Source organism: Streptosporangium sp. NPDC004379 (assembly GCF_042873875.1).
Taxonomy (GTDB): domain Bacteria; phylum Actinomycetota; class Actinomycetes; order Streptosporangiales; family Streptosporangiaceae; genus Streptosporangium.
This window is the reverse complement of record NZ_JBIAMC010000001.1, coordinates 177,736-192,909: the sequence shown is the minus strand read 5'-3', so window position 1 is coordinate 192,909 and position 15,174 is coordinate 177,736. Positions and strand designations below refer to the sequence as shown.

The window sequence follows — 15,174 nt, the reverse complement described above, 5'->3', positions numbered from 1 at the left end:
CGTGATGACCGTCACTCATACCCGGCGCCGCGAGCGGCTGGCGGCCCTGCTCCCCGCCCGCGAGGCGGACGCGATCCTGGTCACCGGCGGCGTCAACGTCCGCTACCTGACCGGCCTGGACAGCTCCAACGCGGCCCTGCTGGTCCGGGCCGACGCCCGCGCCGCGCTCGCCACCGACTCCCGCTACGCCGAGACCGCCCGGCGGCTCTGCCCCGACGTCGAGGTGATCGAGGACCGCGACGTCGCCGGGGTCCTCGCCGCGGCCGCCCTGGCGGACTCGCCGCCCGGCCGCCTCGCGGTCGAGGCCCACCGGATGACGGCGGACGCCTACTTCGCGCTGGGCGGGGAGCTGCTGCGGCTGTCCGGCCTGGTGGAGTCGGTGCGCCGGGTCAAGGACGAGGAGGAGATCGGCCTGCTGCGCACCGCGTGCGAGCTGACCGACGGAGCGTTCGCCGAGCTGCTGCCTGCGCTGCGGCCCGGCCTGACCGAGCGGGAGGTCGCGCGGGCGCTGGAGCGCCACATGGCGGACCTGGGCGCCGACGCGCCCGCCTTCGCCACGATCGTGGCGAGCGGGCCCAACGGCTCCATCCCGCACCACTCGCCCTCGGACCGGCCCCTCGCCCGCGGCGACCTCGTCACGATGGACTTCGGGGCGCGCCACGGCGGCTACCACGCCGACATGACCCGGACGGTGGCGATCGGCGAGCCCGCCGGCTGGCAGCGCGAGCTGTACGACCTGGTCCGCGCCGCCCAGCGCGCGGGCCGCGAGGCCGTACGGCCGGGCGTCTCCGTCCACGAGGTGGACGCCGCCGCCCGCGACCTCATCGCGGCGGCCGGCCACGGCGGGCACTTCGGTCACGGCCTCGGTCACGGCGTCGGGCTGGAGATCCACGAGGTGCCGTTCCTGTCCCCGGCCCCGGCCGCAGCGAAGGCCGAGCCAGGGCGCGAGCACGCTAGACTAGAGGATCGAGTGCCGGTCACCGTTGAGCCCGGGGTCTACATACCGGGCAGGGGCGGCGTCCGCATCGAGGACACGCTCGTGACGCGTGATGACGGACCGGAACTTCTCACACGGACGACCAAAGAGCTGCTTGTCCTTTAAGAGCGGCCGTACGCAGGAGAAACTAGTGGCGACGACGAACGACCTCAAGAACGGCCTGGTGCTCAAGCTCGACGGTGGCGAGCTCTGGACCGTCGTGGAGTTCCAGCACGTCAAGCCCGGCAAGGGTGGTGCGTTCGTCCGCACCAAGCTGAAGAACATCCTGTCGGGCAAGGTCGTGGACAAGACCTTCAACGCGGGCGTCAAGGTCGAGGTGGCCAACGTCGACAAGCGGGAGATGCAGTTCTCCTACATGGACGGCGAAGAGTTCGTGTTCATGGACACCGAGACCTACGACATGCTCCACGTCTCCCGGGTCGCGGTCGGCGACGCCGCGAACTACCTGCTGGAGAACATGCTCGCCACCGTGGCGATCAACGAGGGCAACGTCCTGTACGTCGAGCTCCCGGCCGCCGTCGAGCTGACCATCTCCGAGACCGAGCCGGGCCTGCAGGGCGACCGCTCCACCGGCGGCACCAAGCCCGCCACGCTGGAGACCGGCGCCGAGATCAAGGTGCCGCTGTTCATCACGACCGGCGAGAAGGTCAAGGTCGACACCCGCACCGGCGATTACCTCGGCCGCGCCTGATGTCGGCACGCGGTAAGGCGCGCAGGCGCGCGCTGGACATCCTGTTCGAGGCGGAGGCGCGCGGCGAGGACCCCCTCAAGATCCTCGCCGAGCGCCTGGAGCGGGCCGACCCGCCGGTCAACGAGTACACCGCGGCGATCGTCGAGGGCGTGTGCCGCCACCGGGACCGCATCGACGAGCTGATCACGACGTACTCCGAGGGCTGGACCCTCGACCGCATGCCCGCGGTCGACCGCAACCTGCTGCGCGGCGGCACCTACGAGCTGCTGTGGATGCCCGACGTCCCCGAGGGCGTCGTCATCAGCGAATGGGTCGGTCTCGCCTCGGAGCTGTCCACCGACGAGTCGCCGCAGTTCGTCAACGGCCTGATGGCACGGTTCAAGCAGCTCAAGCCCTCCCTGGCGCTGTAGGGCGCGAGCCCGCCGGCCCCCTCGCGGACCCCCGCGGCCCCCGGTTCCCCGGAGGCCGCCGGGGCCGCACCCGGGTCCGGGCCGTAGGCTGGGCTCGTCACAGGCCATAGGGAGGCGATCAGAAGTTGCGCGCCGTAGGCACTTCACGGCAGTCAGGCACCCCGGCGGTCCGCACCGCCGTGGTCTGGGACGTCCTGCGGACGGTGCTCGCCGAACGGTCGTCCGCGACCGGCCGGGACCGGCTCGACATCGTCGACGCCGGGGGCGGCACGGGGGGCTTCGCCGTACCGCTGGCCGAACTGGGGCACGCCGTCACGGTCGTCGACCCCAGCCCCGACTCGCTGGCGGCCCTGGAACGGCGCGCCGCGGAGGCGGGCGTGGGCGTGCGCGCCCTGCAGGGCGACGCCGCCGACCTCGGCGACCTGCTCCCGGCAGGCTCCGCCGACCTGGTGCTGTGCCACAGCGTGCTGGAGTACGTCGAGGACCCGGCGGGGGCGCTCGCCGCCATGGGCGGCCTGCTGCGCGCGGGCGGCGTGATCAGCGTGCTGGCCGCCAACCCGGTCGCCGCCGCGCTGCACCGCTCGGTCGCCGGCCGGTTCGACGAGGCCCGCGAGGTCCTGGACGACCCCGAGGGCCGCTGGGGTGACCGCGACCCCACGCCCCGGCGCTTCACCCGCGAGGCCCTGTCACGGCTCCTCGCCGGGGCCGGCTTCGCCCCCGGCGACGCCCACGGCGTGCGGATCTTCGCCGACCTGGTCCCCAGCCGGCTGCTCGACGGCGAGCCGGGCGCGGCCCGCGCGCTGGTCGCGCTGGAGCAGGCGGCCGCCGCGCACCCGGTGCTCCGGGACATCGCGACCCAGTTGCACGTCCTCGGTCACCGATGAGGGTTGTGCCGAACGCCTGTTCCCATAGGATGGCGGGGTGTCGAGGAAACAGCAGGTGCCACGTCCCGGGCCGGCGCTGGGCACCGACGACACCGGCTGCCCGATCCTGCACGTCGACATGGACGCCTTCTACGCGAGCGTCGAGCTGCGCGAGCGCCCCGAGCTGCGCGGCGTCCCCGTCATCATCGGCGACCCCGGCGCGCGGGGCGTGGTGCTCAGCGCGACGTACGAGGCCAGGCGGTTCGGGGTGCACTCGGCGATGCCCATGACCCGGGCCCGCCGGCTCTGCCCCCGGGCGGTGGTCATCCCGCCCAGCCGGCACAAGTACACCGAGGTCTCCCGCGGCGTCATGGAGATCTTCCGCTCGATCACCCCCGACGTGGAGCCCATCGCCTCCGACGAGGCGTTCCTCGACGTCGGCGGGGCCCGCAAGCGCCTCGGCCGCCCCGCCGTGATCGCCGCGGCGATCCGCGAGCAGGTCGTCCGGGAGCACGGGATCACCTGCTCCGTCGGGGTGGCCGGCAGCAAGTTCGTGGCGAAGCTCGCCTCCCAGCACTGCAAGCCCGACGGCCTGCTGGTGGTCCCCGCCGGCGAGGTCGTCGACTTCCTCCACCCCCTGCCCGTCGCGGCCCTGTGGGGCGTCGGCGAGCGCACCGAGCGCTCCCTGGTACGGCTCGGCGTGAAGACGGTCGGCGACCTCGCCCACACCCCGGTCGACACCCTGCGGCGCGAGCTGGGCCAGGCGGCCGGGACGCACCTGGCCGAGCTGGCCTGGGGGCGTGACCCGCGCCCGGTGCGGGCCGACGTGCCCGACAAGAGCATCGGCGCCGAGGAGACGTTCGCCACAGACGTCGGCGACCCGGTGGAGATCCGCCGCGAGCTGCTGCGCCTGTCGGAGCGGGTCGCGGCCCGGCTGCGCGAGGGCGGTCACGTGGGCCGCACGGTCGGCGTCAAGCTCCGCCGGGCCGACTTCAGCACCATCACCCGGTCGCGGACCCTGCGGGAGCCCACCGACGTCGCCCGCGACCTCTACACCGTCGCCTGCGAGCTGTACGCCGCCTCCGGCCTGGTCCGGACGCCGCTGCGGCTGGTCGGGGTGCGGGTGGAGAACCTCCGCCCCGCGGCCGACACCCCCCGGCAGCTCGGGCTGGACGAGCGGGAGAAGGGCTGGCGGGAGGCGGAGCGGGCCATGGACCGGGCGGCCCGCAGGTTCGGACGGGATGTGGTGCTCCCGGCTTCTCTTGTCCGCCCTCCGTTTGATGAAATAGATCTATGACGTCACCTCCGGTTTGGACTACGTTGGACGTTTTCTTTCGTCTACGTCTACAGCCTCGTATTCTGGGGATAACCGACCGCGAGGTTCGGACACCCCGTGTCGTCCGTCACCGTCTTCCCCGTCCTGGGGCCGTCCTTGGGAGGCGCCGTGCCGCTCTCTGAGCACGAGCAGCGCTTGCTCGAACAGATCGAGCAGGCCCTCTACGCCGAGGACCCGAAGTGGGCCAACACCGTCAGGATCAGTGACCCGCGCAGCCATTACCGGCGCCGCCTGGTGAAAGCCTCCATCGGCTTCGTCCTCGGCATCGCCCTTCTGATGGTCGGCGTCGTGATCAATGAGATCCCCATCGGTGTCGGCGGTTTCGTGGTCATGCTCGCCGCGTGTCTTTGGGGTCTGTCGAGTTGGAAGCGGATGAACGGCTTCGGTGACGCCCCAGGGGCCAAGCCGGGCCGGCAGAAGGGCGGGGCGGTCCGTCATCCGGGGCCCCGGCAGACCTTCATGGAGCGGATGGAGGAACGCTGGCGCCGCCGGCACGACGATCGCTAGGTTCGATCGCCGGGTTCTGATCGTCAGGTTCCGTCCCGTGGGCCTCCGGCGTGACCGGAGTCCGCGGCACGGAACCCGCGTCTGGGCGGCCCCCCGCCCACCGGCGCGCCACGGGCCGCCTCCTTCGACGGAGGCGGCCCGTTCCGGTCCCGTGGTCAGGCGCGGCCGGTCAGCCGGCCGCCGGTCAGGCCGTCCAGCCTGGCCGTCAGCCGCAGCCGCGCGCTCTCCAGCCGCTCGGCGGCCTCCAGCAGGCGCCCGCCCGCCCGGCGTATCCGCAGGAGCGTGGACGGCGGCATCAGCACCGCGCGGATCCGCCGGCCCCGCGTCGCCCGGGCCGCCAGCGCCCGCCGTACCAGCCGCAGGTCCTCCCGCAGGGGGCCGGTCTCACCGGGGGTGCGGGCGAACATCATCCGCTCGACCAGGGCGGTGATCCTGCTCAGCGCGGCCGCCTCGTCGGCGTCGAACCCGTGCTGCCCGGCCAGCCGCCCGGCCAGGGCGCGGGGGCTCTCGCTCGGCAGCCGGCGCATGCCGTAGTCGCACAGGACGTCGTCCAGCTCGGCCCAGGCGGCCGGCACCGCCCCCTCCGCGGCGCCGCGGCCGGTCCGGGCCTCCGCCGCCTCGGCGGGCGCCGTCGCGGACGGGCCGCCGGGCTCCCCGGGCCGCCGGCCCGGGCCCCGGGAGAAGGACCTGCGGCGCCGGGCGCGCAGCTCCCAGCGGAGCGCCGCCGGCACCAGCGCCACCAGCAGCACGGCCAGCAGGCCGAGGCCGGCCCAGGCGGCGACCGGCGTGCCCTCGTCCACCGCGACCGGCACCCCGGTGAGGTCGCGCTGCAGCGTCCGGTCGTCGCGGGAGCGGGCCGAGGGGTCGCGCGGCGTGTCCGCGCCGCCCGAATCCGTCTCCGGGGCGGAGTCCGGCCGGTCGGAGCCGTCCGTGGTGACCTGGGGGCGGGTGTAGACGGGCACCGACGCGGTGCCCTGGCCCGCCGACCCGGCCGGGGTGGGCTCGAACCGCAGCCAGCCGGTCCCCTCGAAGTACAGTTCGGGCCAGGCGTGCGAGTCGTGGGCGCGCACCTGCCAGACGCCGGAGACGTTGGTGCCCCCGGTGTAGCCGACGGCGACCCGGGCGGGGATGCCCAGGATCCGGGCCAGCACCGCCATCGAGGCGGCGAACTGCTCGCAGTAGCCGGTCCGGCTGCGCAGCAGGAAGTCCGCCAGCGCGGAGCCGGTGTGCCCCCGGGTGGCGAGGCTGTAGGTGAACCCGCCCTTCTTGGTGAAGAACTCCTGGAGCTGGATCGCCTTCTCGTACGGGCTCGCGTCGTCCTCCGTCACCCGCCTGGCCAGCGCCCGGACCTCCCGCGGCAGGTCCGGGGGCAGCCGCAGGTAGCGCTCGCCGACGGAGTCCGGCGGGGTCCCGGCGGCCTTGAGCGCCTCGGCGGTGGGTATGGGCTCGGCGCTGGTGACCCGGTAGGTCAGCCCCGCGGCGGTGTCGCTGGTGGAGAACACCATGAGCGTGTCCCGGTCGGGCCGCCAGTCGCCCTCGGCGTCGACCCGGCCCGCGGGGTACGGCAGCGGCAGGAAGCTCATGCCACTGACGTCCTCGCTCACCGTGATCGAGGTGGTGGCACGGGTGACCGGCGTGGCCGGGGCCAGCCCCGGCGGCGCGGGCAGCGGCCCCTCCGAGGTGCGGTCCTCGGGGCGGCCGTGCGGTTCCGACATCGTCCACTGCTCGCCGTCGAAGACGTCCAGGGCGTAGGTCCGCAGGTAGCGGGACAGGCCGTCGCTGCTGGTGTAGCTCAGCACGGTGGAGTTCTCCGGCAGCGACAGCAGCCCCCGCATGCTGACCATCGGGTTGGAGACGCTGATCGAGTTGCCGCCCCGCCCCCTGCCGTTGCCCACGCCGAAACCGAACAGCGGGTCGGGCTCCAGGGTGGGCAGCAGCGCGGGCACCAGGACGGCCAGCGCGACCGCGGCGAAGCCGATGCGCTTGCCCGACATGCGCAGCGTTCCCGTCTCGGCGTCGGACGGTCTCGGCGCGACGAAGGAGGGGGCCCGGCGGACCAGCACCGCCCTGCCCCAGTGGCTGATCCGCTCCCGCCCGTCGGCGGCCAGCAGCCCGAGGTAGCCGGTGGCCGCGATGATGAACGCCAGCCAGTTGATCGGGTCGGCGATCACCGCCGCCGGGACGGTGAACAGCGTCAGCAGCGGCAGCCCGGCCAGCGCGGCCCGGCGCATCCGGACCGCCAGCAGGTCGACGACGATCGCGATCAGGCCGACGCCGCCGCAGGTCAGCAGGACGATGCCGGGGCTCGCCGGCACCGGGGCGGCGTAGCGCTGGATGTCGGTGAAGCCGGTGGCCAGCAGCCGGCCCAGCACGCGCACGGACGACACGGTGGGCACCAGGACGGCCCACGCCTCGTCCCGGGCGAAGACCGCGGTCAGGAAGATCAGGACGGTCAGCAGCTGGAGCGGGGCCACCAGCCAGTCCGGCAGGGCGTGGCGGCCGGCCAGCAGGCCGGTCCCGGTCACCACCAGGATCACCCCGAGGCTCGACCAGAACCAGGCGCCGCCGGAGAACAGGGGGTAGAGAGCGACCGCGACCGCTCCGGTGGCCGCGCCCGCCGCGACGGTGAGCCTCATGCCGCGCCTCCACCCCGTGCGGACCACCTCATGCGGGGCGTCCACCGGTCGCGGACCGCCCCGGCGGCGGCCCCGGCGGCGGCCCCGCCGGGTGCGAACCGTCCCTGAAGCCTCATACGGCACCTCCACTGGTGGCGAACCGCCCGCGCTGCCCGGCCTCCGGCCACACGTCGGCGATCGAGACGCCGGACGGCAGGCGCACGACGCGCCAGCCCGCCCCGGCGAGGACGGCCTGCGCCGCCCGGTACTCCTCGTTCGAGCCCAGCTCCGGACGCTCCCACCCGGCCACGTCCAGCAGCACGGCCACCCCGGTCATGTTCCCGTGCCTGAGCCGGGCCAGTGCCTCGGCCTGCTCCACATCGATCCCGCCGAGCACGGCCACCACCAGGCCGTCGCCGCCGCCCTGCCGCAGCGCGCCCACGCCGTACTCCAGCGAGCGGGAGGAACCGGTGCGCACCACGGCCAGGGCGTCCAGCAGCGACCAGCTCGTCCCGACGTCGTCCAGATGCTGGGCCCCCTGGTCGGTGACCAGCCGCAGCCCCAGCCCCTCGCGGGCCAGGTGTACCCCGATGGACGCCGCGGCCGAGACCGCTACCTCGAACGACGAGCGGGGGCCCTCGCCGCGGTGCGCGTACCTGCGGGTGTCCAGCAGGAGCGCGCCGCGGCTCTGCCACTGCTGCTCCTCGCGCCGCACCATCAGCTCGCCGTACCGGGCGGTCGAGCGCCAGTGCACACGCCGCAGGTCGTCGCCCTGCCGGTACTCGCGGGGCGCGACGTCGTCGTCGCCGGCCGCGGCGACGCTCCTGGTACGGCTCTCGCCCCCGCCGCTCCACTCCCCGGAGAGGCGGACGTGCGGCAACGCCACCACCCGCGGGGTCACCACGAGGGTGTCGCTGACGGTGAACGACCTGCTCAGCTCCACCAGGCCGAACGGGTCACTGATCCGGACCGTCAGCGGGCCGATGGGGAAGCGGCCGCGAAGGTCGGAGCGCACCCGGTAGTCGATCTCCCGGACGCCGCGGGACTCCACCCGGTCCAGGATGAACCGGGGGCGCGCCCCGAGCGCGTAGGGGACGGTGTCCTCGATCAGCAGCAGGCCGGTCGGCAGCCGGGTGATGTTCTCCAGGCGGAGCGTCACGGTGGCGTCGCTGCCGGTCTCGGCCCTGGGCGGATCCAGCCGCCGCGCGCAGCTCAGCCGGTATCGGGTGCGGGCCACCACCACGGCCGCCAGCAGCGGCAGGGCGGCGATCAGCACGCCGATCCTGAGCAGGTCCTGTTCCCCGAGGACGACGGCGCACAGCATCGCCGCGAGGCCGGAGGCGATGAACGACCGGCCGCGCGACGTCAGAGCCCTGAGTCCCGAGGTCACTTGGCCGGGGCCTCGGGGACGGGCACCCGCCGGACCAGCTCGGCCACCACCTGCTCGGGCATCCGGCGCTGGCCCTGAGCCTCGACGCTGGGCAGCAGCCGGTGGGCGAGCACGGGACCGCTCAGCTCCTGCAGGTCGTCGGGGATGACGTAGTCGCGGCCGGAGAGCGCGGCGTGCGCCCGAGCGGCCCGGACCAGCTGCAGGGTCGACCGGGGAGAGGCGCCCAGCCGCAGGTCGGGGGAGGTGCGGGTGGCGGTCACAAGATCGACGGCGTACTTCTTGATCGGCTGGGAGACGTAGACGGCGCGCACCGCGTCGATCAGCGCCCGCACCTCGGCGGTGGTCGCCACCGGCTCCAGCTTGTCCAGCGGGGAGGCGGCGCCGTGCACGTCGAGCATCTCCAGCTCGGCGCCCGCCCCGGGGTAGCCCATCGCGATCCGGGCGGTGAAGCGGTCGCGCTGCGCCTCGGGGAGGGGATAGGTGCCCTCCATCTCGATGGGGTTCTGGGTGGCGATCACCATGAAGGGGCCGTCCAGCACGTAGGTCGAGCCGTCCACGGTGACCTGGCGCTCCTCCATGCACTCCAGCAGCGCCGACTGGGTCTTCGGCGAGGCCCGGTTGATCTCGTCGCCCACCACGATGTTGGCGAACACCGGTCCGGGCTTGAACTCGAACTCCCTGGTCTGCTGGTTGTATGCGCTGACCCCGGTGATGTCGCTGGGCAGCAGGTCGGGGGTGAACTGGATCCGGCGCACCGGGCAGTCGATGGACCGCGCCAGCGCCTTGGCGAGCATGGTCTTGCCGACTCCGGGAACGTCCTCGATGAGCAGATGGCCCTCGGCGAGGAGAACGGTGAGGGTGAGGCGGACGACGTCGGCCTTGCCCTCGATCACCGACTCGATCGCCTGGTGGATCCGCTGGGCCGTGACCACCAGCTCGTCGAGCCGGGGAGGGACGTCATGGGTTACTGCCACCAGGCCTCCATGAGGGTGCGGCGGTTTTGCGCCGGGGGTCATATTTCGGGGCTTTAGCGCCCCTTTTCATTGTGGGTACCGACATTACGGTGCCGGAAGTTCCCGGGCGACCCGATGTGGGCATGAGACCTCATTTCGGGCTGCCCGCCGCGCCGCGCCCGCGTCACATCGCCGCCGGTCCGCCGATTTCATGATCGTTCGGCCATGGGCCGTCTTCCCGACACGCCCGTGACGTACCGGGGCCTCCCACCCCCTCCACTTCGCTCCACCCCTTCTGACCTGGGATTTCTTCACCGAAGTCGATCGCCGGGAGCCGCGGAATCAGTTGACGGTGGAGAGAAGTGGAGTATGGTGGTGCGCAGTGGAGAGCAGGGACGAAAGTGGCTCGCCCTCCGCAAGGCACGGGAGGTGGGGCCGGTGTTCCTCGGCACTCACCATCCGCGTCTCGATGACAAGGGACGGCTGTTCCTGCCGGCGAAGTACCGCGAGGAGCTGGCGGAGGGTCTGGTGATCACCAAAGGCCAGGAGCGCTGCCTCTACGTCTTTCCCGTAGAGGAGTTCAGGCGCATCACCGAGGCTCTGCGCACCGCGCCGGTGACCGCCAAGGCGGTCCGTGACTACAGCCGTGTCTTCTTCGCCAGCGCGTCCGACGAGGTCGCCGACAAGCAGGGCCGGATCACCGTCCCGCAGCCCCTGCGCGAGTACGCCGGCCTGAGCCGTGACTGCGCGGTCATCGGCGCCAACACCCGCCTGGAGATCTGGGAGTCGGGTGCCTGGGACGCCTATCTGGCCAAGCAGGAACAGGCCTTTTCCGACCTGTCGGAGGAGGTGCTGCCAGGGATCTTGTGACTCCACGGTCGACTCATCGGTGAGCATGTCGTTCGGCGAGGTCTCCACCCGCAACCAAGCCCCCGTCAGCTGATGCACCTTCCCCGGTGTCAGGTGACGGGCCGGCACGCGGGTGCGGATGGGGACCTGGCCGGGCGGCCCGTGGTGGGGGCCATCAGGAACACCGGTGAGCGTCGCCGCACATCCGCGAGCGAGGCGGCAAGAGGGGGTTTGCGCTTCATGCGCGCTGAAAACGACATGTCTGATCTTCCGGGCTCCGGCGCGTCTCCGGGCGGCCACGTGCCCGTGATGCTCGACCGCGTGCTCGAACTGCTGGCCCCCGCCCTGACGGGTCCCGCCCCGGTGGCCGTCGACGCCAACCTCGGCCTCGGCGGCCACGCCGAGGCGCTGCTGGCCGCCCACCCCTCGCTGCACCTGATCGGCATCGACCGCGACCCCGCCGCCATCGAGCGCTCCACCGCCCGGCTGGCGCCGTACGCCGACCGGATCACCCTGGTCCGCGCGGTCTCCGACGAACTGCCCGAGGTGCTGGCCCGGCTGGGCCGGCCCCGGGTCGACGCCGTCCTGTTCGACCTGGGCGTCTCCTCGCCCCAGCTCGACGAGGCCGGGCGGGGCTTCGCCTACTCCTATGACGCGCCCCTGGACATGCGGATGGATCCCGACCAGGAGCTGACGGCCGAGGTGGTCGTGAACACGTACCCGGCCGCCGAGCTCATCCGGATCCTGCGGGATTACGGCGAGGAGCGATTCGCCCCGCGTGTCGCGCGCCTAATCATCAAAGAAAGGGGCAACGAGGCCATAACGTCTACCAAGCGGCTCGCGGAGATCGTCCGTACGGCGATCCCCGCCGCCACGCGACGGACCGGGGGCAACCCCGCCAAGAGGACCTTCCAGGCACTGAGGATCGAGGTGAACGCGGAGTTGACGGCGCTGGAACGTGCGCTCCCCGCGGCGCTCGACGCTCTGACGCTCGGCGGGCGCGTGGTGGTGCTCGCCTACCACTCCCTCGAGGACCGGCTGACCAAGCAGGTCCTGGCGGCCCGGACCAGGGACACCAGCCCCCCCGGGCTGCCGGTCCCGCTGCCGGCCCACCAGCCGCGGTTCGCGCTGCTGACGAGGGGTGCCGAACTCCCGAGCGAAGAGGAGGTGGCCCGCAACCCGCGGGCGGCCTCCGCCCGGTGCCGGGCTGCAGAGAGGATCCGTGAGGCAGTTGACGAGGAGTGACACAGACGTCCGCACCGCGCGGCCGGGGCGCGTCTCCCGCGCCGTGCCGCGGGGACGCGGGGCCACCGCGCCCGCCAAGCCCGCCGCGCCCGCCCCGAGCCGGACCGTCGAACCCGCCAAGCCCGCCAGGACCGTGCCGGGCCGGACCTCCGCGCCCGCCAAGCCCGCGCCCGCCAAGGCCGCTCCGGGCCGGCCCGCCCGGCCCTCCGCCGCCCGTACGGCGCGGCCGTCCCGGCAGGCCCGCCCGCCGCGCGCTCCCTTCGTGCTGCTCGTCGTGGGTCTCCTCTGCGGCGGGCTGGTCAGCCTGCTGCTGCTGAACGTCGTCCTCGCCCAGGACTCCTACCGGCTCAACGAGCTGCGCCAGGGCATCAGCAAGCTCAAGCAGCAGGGGGAGGAGCGCAGGAACGAGAACGCCCGGCTCGACACGCCCGAGGAACTCGCCAAGCGGGCCGAGCTGCAGGGCCAGGACCCCGACTGGGACGACATGAACACGATCGACAGCCGGGTCGCCGGCCAGGGCCAGGAGCCCTTCGCGCCCGAGCGGGTGGAGGGCACGGGCAGGTGAGGGAGACCGGCGGGCGGGGCTCCGGCCCGGGCCGCGGCGGCTCCGGCGGCCCCGCCGGAGGATCCGGCCGCCGGGTCCCGAAGGGGCCGGGCCGTCCCGGCGGCTCCGGCGGTCCGGACGCCCCCCGGGGGACGTCCGGCCGGGGCCGCCCCGAGCAGGACGGCTCCGGCGGCCGGGGCGGATCCTCCGCGTCCGGCGGTGGCGGGACCGGCGGGTCCTCCCGCGGCCAGTCGCCCGGAAGGCCCGCGCGCCCCGAGGGCGCATCCGGCCGTCCCCCCCGCTCCGAGGGGGCTTCCGGCCGTCCCGCCCGTCCCGAGGCCGGATCCGGCCGTCCCTCACGCCCGCAGGCCGCTCCGGGCCGTTCCGCGCGTCCGGACTCCGGGTCCGGCCGGCCGGACCGCCCGGAGGATTCAGGGGGCCGTGGCGCCCGTTCCGGTGGCGCGGGCGGATCCGCCTCCGCCGGCCGGACCGGCGGCTCCGCCGTACCGCCGGGCAGGCCCCGCGCCGGGTCGCCGGCCCGGAACGCCCGCGACGCCGGGGACGGCCCCGCCCGCGGCGGACGGCCCGGCTCAGGCTCCGGCTCCGGCTCCGGCTCCGCGAAGTCTCCGGCGGCCAAGCCCGGTCCCGCCTCCTCCGGCCCCTCCGCCTCCTCCAGGCCTTCCGCCTCCGCGAACAAGCCTTCCGCCTCCGCGAAGTCCTCCGCCAGGCACCCGGCGTCCGGCCGTCCCGCGACCGGCAGGCCCGCCCCCGCGGGTGCGACGGGCCGGCCCGGCCGCCCGCCGGGCCCCGACGCGCCCCGCAGGCCGGGCCGCTCCCCGCGCCCCGAGGAGCCGGCGGGCCCGGCGGGCCGGCCGCGCGTCCGTCCGCCCGGCGACCAGGCGCGCCCGCCCCGGACCGCCCCCCCGGCCGGCGGGAACGGAGGCGGCGGAAAGGGCGGCGGCGAGAAGGGAGGCGGCGGCAGGCCCCCCAGGCCGCCCGCCCGGCCGCCCGCGGTGCTGCGCCTGGGCAACCCCGGCCGGCGGATCAGCGTCGGCCTGATCGCGATGACCTTCGTGCTGTCCATCTTCGCCGGGCGGCTCATCCAGCTCCAGGGCCTCGACTCCAAGGTCTACGCCGCCGAGGCGGCCAAGCAGCGGGTCCAGGGCGAGAAGCTGACCGCCCGCCGCGGCTCCATCACCGACTCGGCCGGGCACGAGCTCGCGCTGACCCGGGAGGCCCGTGAGGTCTACGTCGACCCCTCACAGGTCAAGCCGGCCCTGCGCGACCAGATGGCCGCCTTCCTCGCCGCGGAGCTGAACCAGCCCAAGCAGGACATCGCGGCCAAGCTCGCCGTACCCGGCAGCCGCTACCAGAAGCTGGCCGCCGCCGTGGAGCCGTCCGTGGCCGAGCGGATCATGCAGCGGGCCCCGAAGCTCAAGCTGGAGGGACTCGGCACCAGGAGCCGGTACGTCCGCGACTACCCCGGCGGCGACCTCGCCGGGACCCTCATCGGCTTCGTCGGCGACGACGGGAACGGCCTGAGCGGGCTGGAGAGCACCTACGACACCCTGCTCGCCGGCCGCGACGGCGAGCAGATCATCGAGACCGGCCGCGCCGGGCAGCGCATCCCGATGACCCGCAGCACGGTCAAGGCGCCCGTCGAGGGCAGGGACGTCCGGCTCACCATCGACCGCGACATCCAGTGGGCCGCCCAGAAGGCGATCGCCGACGAGGTGAAGGCCACCGGCGCGCGCACCGGCACCGTCATCGTGATGGACGTCCGCGACGGCCGCGTGTACGCCATGGCCAACGCCCCCGAACTCGACCTGAACGACTGGCGGCGGACCTCCCCCGAGGACTGGGTCAACCGCGCCGTGACCGACGTGTTCGAGCCGGGCAGCACCAACAAGGTCATCACCGCGGCGGCCGCCCTGGAGTCGGGCGCGCTGCGGCCGGAGACCGCCATGCGGGTCCCGGACAACATCCGCTGCGCCGACCAGGTGCTGCGCGACTCCCACCCGCACCCCGTGGAGCGGCTGACCTTCTCCGGCGTGGTCGCGACCTCCAGCAACGTCGGGACGATCATGGCCGCGCAGAAGATCGGCGACCAGCGGCTGTACGAGATGATGCGGCGCTTCGGGTTCGGCGCCAAGCCGGGCAGCGGCCTGTACCGCGAGGAGGCCGGCCTGCTGCCCGACTGGCGGAACTGGTCGGGCAGCCAGCGCTGCACGATCGCCTACGGCCAGGGCGTCTCGGTCACCGCGCTGCAGACGGCCAGCGTCTACCAGACCATCGCCAACGGCGGCGTGCGCGTCGCCCCGAGGATCGTGGCCGGCACCACCGACGAGCGGGGCGTCCTCACCCCGGCCGCGCCCGGCGCGCGGACGCGGGTGATCGGCGAGCGCACCGCCGCGGACGTCGCCGGGATGCTGGAGGCCGCCGTCGGCGCCGAGGGCACCGGCAACCTGGCCGCCATCGACGGCTACCGGGTGGCGGGCAAGACCGGCACCGCGATGCGCTACGACGCCGAGTGCCGGGGATACTGCGGGTACACCTCGACGTTCGTCGGCTTCGCCCCGGCGGACGCGCCCCGCCTGGTGGTCCTGGCGGTCGTCCAAGATCCTCAGAAAGCCCACTACGGTGGAGAGGTCGCAGCCCCGGTATTCAAGAAAGTGATGACGTTCGCGTTGAAGAGCCAGAAGATCCCGCCCACCGCGACCAGGCCGCCGGCCTCGGTGCCGATCCGCACCGGCCGCTGACGAGGGAAGGTACGC

At 74.0% G+C, this 15,174-nt stretch carries 13 protein-coding genes; 10 read left to right on the top strand and 3 right to left on the bottom strand.

The genetic code is table 11. The features are described from left to right. The first annotated feature begins 4 nt into the window (after window positions 1-4). From ACFYSC_RS00725 to ACFYSC_RS00700, 6 genes are all read left to right on the top strand, one after another. Complete coding sequence (locus ACFYSC_RS00725; RefSeq protein WP_389954733.1) at window positions 5-1,102, top strand: M24 family metallopeptidase; 1,098 nt, start codon at window positions 5-7, stop codon at window positions 1,100-1,102. 25 nt (window positions 1,103-1,127) lie between these two features. After that, window positions 1,128-1,688 carry an elongation factor P gene (efp, locus tag ACFYSC_RS00720; RefSeq protein ID WP_389954730.1) on the top strand — a complete coding sequence of 187 codons (561 nt, stop codon included), beginning with the start codon at window positions 1,128-1,130 and terminating at the stop codon, window positions 1,686-1,688. Beyond that, entirely contained in the window at window positions 1,688-2,098 is a 411-nt protein-coding gene (gene nusB, locus ACFYSC_RS00715; RefSeq protein WP_362934668.1) for a transcription antitermination factor NusB, read from the top strand. Before efp ends, nusB begins: the two co-directional genes overlap by 1 nt. A 125-nt stretch (window positions 2,099-2,223) precedes the next feature. Continuing rightward, a complete protein-coding gene (locus ACFYSC_RS00710; RefSeq protein ID WP_389954727.1) occupies window positions 2,224-2,982 on the top strand; it encodes a methyltransferase domain-containing protein in 759 nt (252 codons plus the stop codon). 37 nt (window positions 2,983-3,019) lie between these two features. Beyond that, entirely contained in the window at window positions 3,020-4,258 is a 1,239-nt protein-coding gene (gene dinB / locus ACFYSC_RS00705; protein ID WP_389954724.1) for a DNA polymerase IV, read from the top strand. A 147-nt stretch (window positions 4,259-4,405) separates the two neighbouring features. Next, the gene (locus tag ACFYSC_RS00700) at window positions 4,406-4,804 is read left to right on the top strand and encodes a DUF3040 domain-containing protein (protein ID WP_362934677.1); all 399 of its coding nucleotides are present in this window, start codon (window positions 4,406-4,408) and stop codon (window positions 4,802-4,804) included. A 155-nt stretch (window positions 4,805-4,959) separates the two neighbouring features. Here the strand turns inward: ACFYSC_RS00700 and ACFYSC_RS00695 are convergent, their stop codons facing one another. The 3 genes from ACFYSC_RS00695 to ACFYSC_RS00685 all read right to left on the bottom strand — a co-directional run bounded on the left by ACFYSC_RS00695 (window position 4,960) and on the right by ACFYSC_RS00685 (window position 9,825). After that, on the bottom strand, window positions 4,960-7,440 hold the full coding sequence (locus ACFYSC_RS00695; protein WP_389954720.1) for a transglutaminaseTgpA domain-containing protein: 2,481 nt from the start codon (window positions 7,438-7,440) through the stop codon (window positions 4,960-4,962). A 112-nt stretch (window positions 7,441-7,552) separates the two neighbouring features. Continuing rightward, complete coding sequence (locus tag ACFYSC_RS00690) at window positions 7,553-8,809, bottom strand: DUF58 domain-containing protein (RefSeq protein WP_389954717.1); 1,257 nt, start codon at window positions 8,807-8,809, stop codon at window positions 7,553-7,555. Further along, window positions 8,806-9,825 carry an AAA family ATPase gene (locus ACFYSC_RS00685; protein WP_389954714.1) on the bottom strand — a complete coding sequence of 340 codons (1,020 nt, stop codon included), beginning with the start codon at window positions 9,823-9,825 and terminating at the stop codon, window positions 8,806-8,808. Before ACFYSC_RS00685 ends, ACFYSC_RS00690 begins: the two co-directional genes overlap by 4 nt. Window positions 9,826-10,200: 375 nt before the next feature. Between ACFYSC_RS00685 and mraZ the strand changes: the two genes are divergently transcribed. The 4 genes from mraZ to ACFYSC_RS00665 all read left to right on the top strand — a co-directional run bounded on the left by mraZ (window position 10,201) and on the right by ACFYSC_RS00665 (window position 15,159). Then, the gene (gene mraZ / locus ACFYSC_RS00680) at window positions 10,201-10,632 is read left to right on the top strand and encodes a division/cell wall cluster transcriptional repressor MraZ (protein ID WP_362934791.1); all 432 of its coding nucleotides are present in this window, start codon (window positions 10,201-10,203) and stop codon (window positions 10,630-10,632) included. Between the two features lie 219 nt (window positions 10,633-10,851). Beyond that, window positions 10,852-11,856 (top strand): 16S rRNA (cytosine(1402)-N(4))-methyltransferase RsmH, encoded by a 1,005-nt coding sequence (gene rsmH, locus ACFYSC_RS00675; RefSeq protein WP_362934689.1) that lies wholly within the window; start codon window positions 10,852-10,854, stop codon window positions 11,854-11,856. Beyond that, on the top strand, window positions 11,843-12,421 hold the full coding sequence (locus ACFYSC_RS00670) for a hypothetical protein (RefSeq protein WP_389954710.1): 579 nt from the start codon (window positions 11,843-11,845) through the stop codon (window positions 12,419-12,421). The genes rsmH and ACFYSC_RS00670 overlap by 14 nt, the downstream gene beginning before the upstream one ends. Before the next feature lie 992 nt (window positions 12,422-13,413). After that, the gene (locus ACFYSC_RS00665; protein WP_389954707.1) at window positions 13,414-15,159 is read left to right on the top strand and encodes a peptidoglycan D,D-transpeptidase FtsI family protein; all 1,746 of its coding nucleotides are present in this window, start codon (window positions 13,414-13,416) and stop codon (window positions 15,157-15,159) included. Window positions 15,160-15,174: the final 15 nt, after the last annotated feature.